Annotated in this window: 6 protein-coding genes; 3 read left to right on the top strand and 3 right to left on the bottom strand. The window is 72.5% G+C overall.

Annotated elements, in window-relative coordinates:
• Positions 1-47: 47 nt before the first annotated feature.
• Positions 48-1,187 (bottom strand): molecular chaperone DnaJ, encoded by a 1,140-nt coding sequence (gene dnaJ, locus ACFWEP_RS09695; protein ID WP_328721803.1) that lies wholly within the window; start codon positions 1,185-1,187, stop codon positions 48-50.
• Positions 1,188-2,204, bottom strand: coding sequence for a heat-inducible transcriptional repressor HrcA (gene hrcA, locus ACFWEP_RS09690; protein WP_387368245.1), 1,017 nt, complete (start codon positions 2,202-2,204; stop codon positions 1,188-1,190). It lies immediately after the preceding gene.
• Between the two features lie 165 nt (positions 2,205-2,369).
• On the opposite strand from hrcA, the gene ACFWEP_RS09685 reads away from it, so the two are divergent.
• The 3 genes from ACFWEP_RS09685 (at position 2,370) to ACFWEP_RS09675 (ending at position 6,989) form a co-directional block, all read left to right on the top strand.
• Positions 2,370-3,101 carry an MBL fold metallo-hydrolase gene (locus ACFWEP_RS09685; protein ID WP_387368241.1) on the top strand — a complete coding sequence of 244 codons (732 nt, stop codon included), beginning with the start codon at positions 2,370-2,372 and terminating at the stop codon, positions 3,099-3,101.
• Between the two features lie 60 nt (positions 3,102-3,161).
• A complete protein-coding gene (locus ACFWEP_RS09680; RefSeq protein WP_387368239.1) occupies positions 3,162-3,980 on the top strand; it encodes a DUF3097 domain-containing protein in 819 nt (272 codons plus the stop codon).
• A 123-nt stretch (positions 3,981-4,103) separates the two neighbouring features.
• Positions 4,104-6,989 carry a hypothetical protein gene (locus ACFWEP_RS09675; protein WP_387368237.1) on the top strand — a complete coding sequence of 962 codons (2,886 nt, stop codon included), beginning with the start codon at positions 4,104-4,106 and terminating at the stop codon, positions 6,987-6,989.
• An 88-nt stretch (positions 6,990-7,077) separates the two neighbouring features.
• On the opposite strand, the gene hemW is transcribed toward ACFWEP_RS09675, so the two are convergent.
• Complete coding sequence (gene hemW, locus ACFWEP_RS09670) at positions 7,078-8,319, bottom strand: radical SAM family heme chaperone HemW (RefSeq protein ID WP_387368235.1); 1,242 nt, start codon at positions 8,317-8,319, stop codon at positions 7,078-7,080.
• Positions 8,320-8,358: the final 39 nt, after the last annotated feature.

Here is an 8,358-nt window from a genome sequence, read left to right as displayed (position 1 = left end):
GGTCCCGGCGGGCGGTGCGGTTGCGTACGTACGGAGCCGTACGGGCCTCAGCGGCCGTTGAAGGCGTCCTTCAGGCGGGAGAAGAGCCCCTGCTGGCCGGGCTGGAACTGCCCGGTCGGCCGCTCCTCACCGCGCAGCTTGGCCAGCTCGCGCAACAGGCGTTCCTGCTCGGGGTCGAGCTTGCTGGGGGTCAGCACCTCGACGTGCACGATCAGGTCGCCCCGACCGCCGCCCCGCAGGTGCGTGATGCCGCGTCCGTGCAGCGGGACCGACTGGCCGGACTGGGTGCCGGGCCTGATGTCGATCTCCTCCACGCCGTCGAGCGTCTCCAGCGGCACCTTCGTGCCGAGCGCGCCCGCCGTCATGGGGATGGTGACCGTGCAGTGCAGGTCGTCGCCGCGCCGCTGGAACGTCGCGTGCGGCACCTCGTGGATCTCGACGTAGAGGTCTCCGGCGGGGCCGCCGCCGGGGCCGACCTCGCCTTCGCCTGCCAGCTGGATCCGGGTCCCATTGTCGACACCCGCGGGGATCTTGACCGTGAGGGTGCGCCGCGAGCGGATGCGGCCGTCACCGGCGCACTCCGGGCAGGGGGTCGGCACGACGGTGCCGAATCCCTGGCACTGCGGGCAGGGCCGCGAGGTCATGACCTGGCCGAGGAAGGAACGGGTGACCTGGGACACCTCGCCGCGCCCGCGACACATGTCGCAGGTCTGGGCCGAGGTGCCGGGGGCCGCGCCTTCGCCGCTGCACGTGGTGCAGACGACGGCGGTGTCGACCTGGATGTCCTTGGTGGTCCCGAAGGCCGCCTCGGCGAGGTCGATCTCCAGCCGGATCATGGCGTCCTGGCCGCGCCGCGTGCGCGAACGGGGTCCGCGCTGCGACGCCGTGCCGAAGAAGGCGTCCATGATGTCGGAGAAGTTGCCGAAGCCGCCGGCGCCGAAGCCGCCCGCGCCACCGCCGCCGCCCGAGGCCGACAGCGGGTCCCCGCCGAGGTCGTAGACCTGCTTCTTCTGGGCGTCCGAGAGCACCTCGTAAGCGGCGTTGATCTCCTTGAACCGCTCCTGGGTCTTCGGGTCCGGGTTGACATCCGGGTGCAGCTCACGGGCGAGCCGACGGAATGCCTTCTTGATCTCGTCCTGCGACGCGTCGCGCCGTACGCCGAGCACGGCGTAGTAGTCGGTGGCCACTTACGACTCCGCCAGGATCTGTCCGACGTAACGTGCCACTGCGCGTACCGCTCCCATCGTTCCGGGGTAGTCCATGCGGGTCGGTCCGACCACGCCGAGTTTGGCGACTGCCTCGTCGCCCGAACCGTAGCCGACCGTGACGACGGACGTGGAGGTGAGGCCCTCGTGGGCGTTCTCGTGCCCGATCCGTACGGTCATGCCCGAGTCCGTGGCCTCACCGAGCAGCTTCAGCAGGACGACCTGTTCCTCCAGCGCTTCCAGCACGGGCCGGATCACCAGGGGGAAGTCGTGCCCGAAGCGGGTGAGGTTGGAGGTGCCGCCGATCATCAGCCGCTCCTCCGTCTCCTCGACCAGGGTTTCGAGGAGAGTGGTCAGGACCGTGGCGACCGTGCCGCGGTCCTCGTTCTCGAAGGAATCCGGCAGGTCCTGCACGAGCAGCGGGACGTCGCTGAAGCGTCGTCCCACGACTCGGCTGTTGAGCCGGGCCCGCAGATCGGCGAGAGAGGTCTCGCCGAACGGCGCGGGGCAGTCGATCATACGCTGTTCGACCCGGCCGGTGTCGGTGATCAGGACCAGCATCAGCCTGGCCGGTGACAGGGCCAGCAGCTCCACGTGCCGCACCGTGGAACGGGTCAGCGAGGGGTACTGCACGATGGCGACCTGCCTGGTCAGCTGCGCGAGCAGCCGTACCGTGCGGGCCACCACGTCGTCGAGGTCGACGGCGCAGTCCAGGAAGTTGTGGATCGCCCGGCGCTCCGGCGACGACAGGGGCTTGACGCCCGCGAGCCGGTCCACGAAGAGGCGGTACCCCTTGTCCGTGGGGATGCGCCCGGCGCTGGTGTGCGGCTGGGCGATGAAGCCCTCGTCCTCCAGCACCGCCATGTCGTTGCGGACGGTGGCCGGGGAGACCCCGAGCCGGTGCCGCTCGGTGAGCGCCTTGGAGCCGACCGGCTCCTCGGTGCCGACGTAGTCCTGGACGATGGCGCGCAGCACTTCAAGTCTGCGTTCGCTGAGCATCGCGCACACCTCCAGCTGTCGGTCGTGGTGGCTACTTCCTGGCACTCTGTGCGTCTGAGTGCCAGCTTTCCCCCGGTCAGTGTACGGGGGTGGACAGGGCCCCGGGCAAGGGCGACCGGCCGCGGCCCGCGAGACCGCGCAGGTCGATGCGGATAGCGTCTCCTCATGGACCTCTCTTGGGAAGAGCTGGGCTGGGAGCGGTTGGGCCACGGCGTGGGCCGCCGGAGGCTCCCCGGCTGGGACGCGACCGCCGCGCTGGTGGCCGGGACGGACCGCGCGCTGGTGCTGGACACCGGTGCGAGCCTGCGTGAGGGCGTCGGCCTGCGGATCGAGGCGCAGCGGCTGCTGGGCCGGCGGGTGACCCATGTCGCACTGAGCCATCCGCACTTCGATCACGTCTTCGGTACGGCCGCCTTCGCGGGCGCCGAGGTGTTCGGGGCGTACGGGGTGGCCACGCGGATGCGGCGGTCGGTGGACGAGATGCACGCCGACGCGGTGCGCAACGGTCTGCCCGAGCACGACGCGGCCCAGGCGGTCGACGCGCTGGTGTTCCCCGGGCGTGAGGTGTGCCACCGCTGGACCCTCGACCTGGGCGGGGGCCGCGAGGTGGTGCTGGCCAACGTGGGGCCGGGGCACACGGGGCACGATCTGGCGGTCCTGGTCCCCGGTTCGCCGGGGGCGCCCGCAGTGGTGCTCTGTGGGGACCTGATCGAGGAGTCGGGTGAGCCGCAGACGGGCCCGGACTCGGTGCCGGCCCTCTGGCCCGCCGCCCTGGACCGACTGCTGGCGTTGGGCGGACAGGACGCGGTGTACGTACCCGGGCACGGGGCGGCGGTGGACGCGGCGTTCGTGCGGGCGCAGCGGGAGCTGCTGGCGGGGCGCTTCGGAACGGGGTGACGGGGGCGGGCCCGCCGGGGCGAGCCCCGCTCCGGGCTTCGGCCGAATTATCGTCGTGCCATGCGCAGTTACCAGCCGGACCTGACCCCGCCGTGGAAGAGGTCCGCCCCCGTGCCCGAGGTGCCCGCCGATCCGGATCTGGTCGTGGAGGAGGTGTCCACCGGCTTCTGCGGTGCGGTGATCCGCTGCGAGAAGTCCGCCCAGGGTCCGGTGGTGACCCTGGAGGACCGGTTCGGCAAGCACCGGGTGTTCCCGATGGAGCCACGCGGCTTCCTGCTGGAGGGGCGGGTGGTGACGCTGGTGCGCCCGTCGTCCGGCGGTCCGGTGGTGCCGTCGCGTACGGCCTCCGGGTCGGTGGCGGTGCCGGGTGCGCGGGCGCGGGTGGCACGGGCCGGGCGGATCTACGTGGAGGGCCGGCACGACGCGGAGCTGGTCGAGCGGGTGTGGGGCGACGATCTGCGCATCGAGGGGGTGGTCGTGGAGTACCTGGAGGGCATCGACGATCTCCCGGCGATCGTGCGGGAGTTCGGGCCGGGTCCGGGCGCGCGGCTCGGGGTGCTGGTGGACCATCTCGTACCGGGCTCCAAGGAGTCCCGCATCGCCGCCGAGGTGTCCGATCCGCACCTGCTGGTGGTCGGACATCCCTTCATCGACGTCTGGGAGGCCGTGAAGCCCGCCTCGGTGGGTATCGCCTCCTGGCCGTCCGTACCGCGCGGGCAGGACTGGAAGACCGGGGTGTGCCGGGCGCTGGGGTGGCCGGAGAACACCGGGGCGGCCTGGCAGCACATCCTGTCCGGGGTCCGCTCGTACAAGGACATCGAGCCTCAACTACTGGGCAGAGTGGAAGAATTGATCGACTTCGTCACCCTTCCCGGGTGACCCGCGGCACTGTTCGGTGACCGTTCCCACGGATCGGGTTCCGATCCGGAGAAATCGCTGCGGTTCGCACTCCTGACCGGTTTATTGGGGGTGCGGGATTCGTCTGCGACGGGGGTTACGGGGATGGCGCGAGGGGACTGGCAGGAAAGCGGCGGGAACGAGGCGGCGTCCGCCGTGTTCCACCTCGTGCAGACGCTCATCGACCGGTACCGGATCAACCGGCCGGTGATGCCGATCGTGGTGGCCCAGGCCGACGACATCGGCGCCGCGCCCGACATCGACGACCGGGTCCGCGAGATCGCGCACCTGGTGTACCGCGCCAACGAGCCGCGCCGGGTCCCGGTGCGGCTGCTGGAGCCCCGGGGCGCGTCCGCGTACGAGTCGGCGCTGGACATGGTGCGCGGGCTCGCCGAGCACCCCTGGGAGACCCGGGAGGGCAGCCAGTACAAGCCCTTCGCCTTCCCCCGGTCGCGGCTGCTCGGCGCCATCGAGCAGGCCACCGCCCAGGTGCTCGCGCAGCCGGGCGGGAGCACCGCCACCGTCCGGGGCGAGCGCATCCTGGAGGAGCTGGGCTCGCTGCGCTGGCGGCCCGCCCGGTCCGGGCGCGGCGACTGGTCCCGCTCGCTGCGCGAATCCGTCCGTCCCGAGACCTTCCTGGGTGCCGTGTTCATCGCGGTGCTCGGCGTACTGATCGGCGAGATCGGCTGGACCGCCACCCTGCTGCTGGCCGCCGCCGCGGCGCTCGGCCTGGCGGTGGTACGGCTGCTGACGGCCTCGGCTCCCCCGCTGCTCTGGCTGCGACGGGCCAGCCGCTGGTTCGCCACCACCTCCTCGCTCGCCGCCTCCAGCACCGGGTACCCCTCGGACGGCTGGTCCTGGCTGTCGCCGAGCGGCTCGTGGCGGGTGATCCGGGCCCGCGCCGCCGCCGTCGCGCTCCGGGTGGCGGAGGCCGAGGAGGGCGACCCGGCCGCCCGCCAGTTCCACCTGGAGCTGCGGGTCCAGGCGCTGCTGGAGGACCTGCGGCACAACTACCGGCCGCGCGCGCTGGACTGGCGGCGGAGCAAGCGCACGGTCCCCCCGGTGGTGCTGCTGCCGACGGCCACCGGCGAGAACGGCGGCGTACTGCTGATCAACGCGATCAACAACGTGCGCTCCCGCCGCAGCGAAGTCGACCCGCTGCTGTTCCTGGCCTCCCTGCCGGCCGCCGAGGAGCTGACCCACACCCCCTCGCAGCCGCCCGAGCAGTCGCCGGCCGGCGGCCGGGTGCCGTGGGCGGGAGCGCAGGCCCGCTACCGGCGGTGGGTGGACGACCTGAGCGTCGGCCAGAACCCCGCCGGTGCCTCGACGCTGTCGTGGGTGCTGCGGCTGCCGCTCTCCACCGCCCAGTTGCTGCACGACCACGCGGACGCCCAGCTGCACACGCAGCGGGTGCGCCGGACGTGGGCGTGGTTCGTGATGTCCCGGACCACGGTCGCGCTGGTCCTCGTCACCAGTCTGCTCGGCACCTTCCTCTGGAGCCGGCACTGGCAGGACACGTACTGCCACGGACCGCTGACCGACCGGAACACGGACTCCGTGTGGAGCGGAGCCGGCAACGGCCCGCGGGAGTGCGTCGGGGTGGCCACGACGGACGAAGTGCGGTTCGCCGAGGGCAACGGGCTCCAGCTGAAGGGCTCCGGCCGGGGTGTGACCTTCGCACGCGTCGAGCAGGCGATCCGGGACGAGAACGCCTCGATCGGCCCCGGCGACTCGTACGTCACGGTGGTCTACGCCGGACCGCTCACCGCCGAGAAGGAGGCGGACACCCGCAAGGGGCTGGAGGAGCTCACCGGGGTCTACCTCCAGCAGCAGCTGGTCAACAGCCCCACCGCCAAGCACCCCGTCAAGCTCAAGGTGCTCACGGCCAACGGCGGCGAGGACATGCTGCGGCAGACCACCGCCGTACGGAAGATCATCGAGGTGGCCCGCCGTGACCCGCACGTCGTGGGGGTGGTGGGCATGGGCCGGAACACCACCGAGAGCGGGGCCGCCACCGAGGCGCTGCGCAAGGCGGGCCTCGCCGTGGTCGACTCCACCAACTCCAGCAGCGACCTGCCCCGCCTCTACACGAACTACTTCGGACTCGCGGCGACCGACGAGGAGCAGACGCACGTGCTCGGGCTCATCGCCCGCGCACTGCTGCCCACCGACCACGTCGGCCGCGCGCTGGTGCTCTCCCGGGCGAGGGGGAACGGCGACAAGGACCAGTACACGATCGAACAGCGCGACGCGGGGCGGAAGATGCTCCAGGAGTCGGGTTACCTCGTCGGCGAGAACGCGTCCTACCCGCTCGCCGCCAACGGCGCCGCCGCCCTGGGCGACCCGCTCCGGGACATCTGCGCGGCGCAGCCGGTGCCGGACGCGCTGTACTTCGCGGGCCGGGTCGAGGACGTCAACCCGCTGATGGACGGGCTCTCGCGGATCACCGGCTGCTCGGACAAGGACATCACCGTCTTCACCGGCGACGACCTGACCAAGGCGAGCTTCAACAGCAGCGACTACCTCGCGCGCCACGTCACCCTCTACTACAGCTCGCTCGCCCCGATGGCCCCCGGGCGCGGCGACGCCTTCTATCCGCGCTCCAGCGCCGCCCTGGGCGCGCTGTTCCCGGAGGGTACGGAGCAGGCCGCCCCGGAGGCCGGGCAGGAGGGGTACAGGGACGAACTCTTCTCCAGCGGCCAGATCGTCATGTCCTACACCGCGACGGCCGCGCTCTACGACGCCGCCGCCCGGGGCGACGTCCCGAGAAGCGCCGCCGAGACCTGGGCGCTGCTGCACACGGTCGACCTCAACGACATGCCCACCGGGACGGTCAGGCTGGCGGGCTCGCCCGCCACGGTGACCGACAACCTGCACGGCATCAACATCGTGAAGGTCACCGGTCCGGGGGCGAAGGCAGTCAGCTCGATCGTCTGCGGCAAGCCCGCGGGCCCGGCGGCGAGGCTGACCGAAAAGGTCTGCGCGCCGTGAGCCCGGGCCGGGCGGGGCAGCCCGGGTCGGCCACGGCCACCAGGGCGAGCCGTGAGCCCGGGGCGGCCGGCCGCCTGCCGGGTACGGCTCAGTCGACCAGGTCCCGCACGACCGCGTCGGCGAGCAGGCGTCCGCGCAGAGTGAGGACCGCGCGGCCCTGCTCGTACGGACCCGGCTCCAGCAGGCCCTCGGCCAGGACCCGGCGGGAAGCGGCGAGGCCGTCCGGCTTCAGCAGGGAGAGCGGGCAGCCCTCGCGCAGCCGGAGCTCCAGCAGGACGCGCTCGACCCGGCGGTCCTCGGGGGTGAGGATCTCCCGGCCGGCGCCGGGCGAGCGGCCCTCGGACAGCGCCTGCGCGTAAGCCCCCGGGTGCTTCACGTTCCACCAGCGCACCCCGCCGACGTGGCTGTGCGCGCCCGGCCCGGCGCCCCACCAGTCGGCGCCGCGCCAGTACAGCTCGTTGTGCAGGCATCGGCCCTCCGGGGTACGGGCCCAGTTCGACACCTCGTACCAGGAGAACCCCGCGGCGGCCATCGCCTCGTCGGCGATCAGGTAGCGGTCGGCGTGCACGTCGTCGTCGGTCATCGGGACCTCGCCGCGCCGGATGCGGCGGGCCAGCTGGGTGCCCTCCTCCACGATCAGCGCGTACGCCGAGACGTGGTCGGGGCCCGCGCCGATCGCCGCGTCCAGGGAGGCCCGCCAGTCGTCGTCGGACTCGCCGGGGGTGCCGTAGATCAGGTCCAGGTTGACGTGGTCGAACCCGGCTTCCCTGGCCTCGGCGACACAGGCCTCGGGGCGGCCCGGGGTGTGGGTGCGGTCCAGGATCTTCAGCACGTGCTGCTTGGCGCTCTGCATACCGAAGGAGATCCGGTTGAAGCCGCCCGCGCGCAGCTCGGCCAGGTAGGCCGGTCCGACCGACTCCGGGTTGGCCTCGGTGGTGATCTCCGCGTCCGGGGCGAGCCCGAACTCGTCGCGGATCGCCGCCAGCATCCGTACCAGGTCGGCGGCGGCCAGCAGGGTGGGGGTACCGCCGCCGACGAAGACCGTGCGCACCGGGCGCGGGTCGTCCCCGAGGACCTTGCGGGCCTGCCTGACCTCCTCGATCAGGTGGGCGGCGTAGTTGTCGCGGGAGGCCAGGGCGCCGCCGGAGCCGCGCAGCTCGGTGGCGGTGTAGGTGTTGAAGTCGCAGTACCCGCAGCGGGTCGCGCAGTACGGGACGTGCAGGTAGAAGCCGAGGGGGCGGTCGGCGGCGCCTTCCAGGGCGTGGCGGGGCAGCGCCCCGTCGTCGGGCACGGGTTCACCATCGGGCAGTACGGAAGGCATACCGTCCATTGTCGCTCGCCGCCGGAGTGGCCCGGGCCACACGCGGTC

It is taken from the genome of Streptomyces sp. NPDC060198 (assembly GCF_042728415.1).
Taxonomy (GTDB): Bacteria; Actinomycetota; Actinomycetes; order Streptomycetales; family Streptomycetaceae; genus Streptomyces.
The sequence above is the reverse complement of the archived record's forward strand: the minus strand, read 5'-3'. Positions and strand labels throughout refer to the sequence as shown.